Source organism: Streptomyces ossamyceticus, from assembly GCF_001418475.1.
GTDB lineage: Bacteria > Actinomycetota > Actinomycetes > Streptomycetales > Streptomycetaceae > Streptomyces > Streptomyces ossamyceticus.
This window is the reverse complement of record NZ_LIQX01000661.1, coordinates 1-2,060: the sequence shown is the minus strand read 5'-3', so window position 1 is coordinate 2,060 and position 2,060 is coordinate 1. Positions and strand designations below refer to the sequence as shown.

Genomic DNA, 2,060 nt, shown 5'->3' with positions numbered 1-2,060 from the left:
TCGTCGGCAGCGTCAGATGGGTATCAGAGGCAGGTGGCGGGGTGGTGCGGTGGTGGGCGACGGTGTCGGGGCGGCCCGTTCGGACGTAGCGTGGGCGGGTGACTCCTGACGACCTGATCGCGCACTACGCGTTGGAGCCCATCCCGCGGGAGGGCGGGCGCTTCCGCCAGACGTGGGCGGGGCCCGAGCGGGGCGACGGGCGGCCGGCGGGGACCGCGATCGTCGCCCTGCTCACCACCGAGCCGGGGGACTACTCGGCGCTGCACCGGCTGCCGACCGACGAGATCTGGCACTTCCACCTCGGCGACCCCCTCCGGCTGCTCCTCCTGCGCCCCGACGGCTCCTCCGACACCGTCGTGCTCGGACCGGACGTGCTCGGCGGGCAGCATGTGCAGTACGTCGTGCCCGCCGGGACCTGGATGGGCGCGCGGGTGCTGGGTGGCGACGGGGCGTGGACGCTGTTCGGCTGCACGATGGCGCCGGGGTTCACCTTCGAGGGGTACGAGCACGGCGACGCGGGGGAGTTGGCGCGGCGGTACCCCGAGCGGGCCGCGCTCATCGCCGAGCTCGGGAGGGAATGAGGGCGGACGCCCGGGATGAGTGGTGAACACACGCTTCCCGGCGCCCGTACCTACTCGGAGGAATCCGAGCCGGCGACAGTGGATCCGGAGCGCGACGTGGGCCGACGCAGTGACAGGGACGAGAGCCGACAGGGCGGAACCGGCGTGAGGGGCGTGAGGGGTCTTCCGTATGTCCGGCGCCTGGTGCTGCTCGGCACCGTGCTGGTCCTGTTCCTCCTCGGAGGGGCGGGGACCGCGTCGGCGCACGCCGCGCTCAAGGGCACCGATCCCGCCGACGGCAGCGTCCTCGACTCCGCGCCGAAGGACGTCACCCTCACCTTCACGGAACCGGTGAGCCTGCTCCAGGACTCCATCCGTGTCATCGACCCCGAGAACCGGGCGGTCGACACCAGCAAGCCGGGGCGGTCCGGCGACCGGTCCGACACGGCCCGCGTCACCCTGCCCGAGGGGCTGGCCGACGGCACGTACACCGTCGCCTGGCGGGTGATCTCCGCCGACAGCCACCCCATCTCGGGAGCGCTCCTCTTCTCCGTCGGCGAACCCTCCGCCACCTCCGCGACCCTCCCCGCCGACCTCACCGAGGACCCCCTCACCGCCTCCTTCTACGACATCACCCGCTACTTCGCGTACGGCGCCCTCGCCCTGCTCATCGGCGTCACCGTTTTCGTGACCGCGGTGCTCGGCCGGGCCGACGCCCCGCTCCGCAGGCTGCTCCTGTCGGGCTGGCTGGCCCTGACGCTGTCCTCGGTGGTCCTGCTGCTCCTGCGCGGACCGTACGAACGGGGCAGCGGCGTCGGCGCCGTCCTCGACCCGTCCGTCCTCGGCGGCACGGTCGGGACGCGTCCGGGCCTCGCGCTGCTGGCGCGGCTCACGTTGCTCGCGGTGGTCCTCTTCCTCCTCGTCCGGGTGCGCGGTCAGGAGAGCTGGGGCCGGGGCGCGGTCGGCGCCGGGGTGCTGCTCTCGGTCGGGCTCGCCGGGACGTGGGCGGCCGCGGAGCACGCCTCCGCGGGCATCCAGGTGCCGGTGGCGATGACCTCCTCCGTGCTCCATCTGCTCGCCATGGCCGTCTGGCTGGGCGGCCTGACCGCGCTGCTGACCGTGCTGTACCGGGCCCCGGAGACGCTGTCGGCCGCCGTCGTCACCCGTTTCTCCCGCCTGGCCTTCGCCTCGGTGGTCGTCCTGGTCGTCACCGGCGTCTACCAGTCCTGGCGCGGCCTCGGTTCCTGGTCCGCCTTCACCACCACGGCGTACGGCCAGGTCCTCCTCGCCAAGCTGGCGGCGGTCGCCCTGCTGCTGGCCGCGGCCGCGTTCTCCCGCCGGTGGACGGCGCGGTTGGGCGCGATGGCGGTCGCAGCGAACGGCGAGAGCGGCGAGAGCAGCGAGAAGGGCGAGAGCGGCGAGAACAGCGGGAGCGGCGAGAACAGCGCGAACGGTGAGAACAGCGCGAACGGTGAGAAGGGCGAGAGCGGCGAGAGCGGC

Annotated in this window: 2 protein-coding genes; both read left to right on the top strand. The window is 73.5% G+C overall.

The window, feature by feature from the left end; genetic code table 11:
* Window positions 1-98 precede the first annotated feature (98 nt).
* A complete protein-coding gene (locus AOK15_RS36040) occupies window positions 99-581 on the top strand; it encodes a cupin domain-containing protein (protein ID WP_055522681.1) in 483 nt (160 codons plus the stop codon).
* A gap of 183 nt (window positions 582-764) precedes the next feature.
* Window positions 765-2,060, top strand: a 1,296-nt coding sequence (locus tag AOK15_RS36035; protein WP_240508754.1) for a copper resistance CopC/CopD family protein, incomplete at its 3' end; no start/stop codon positions are given.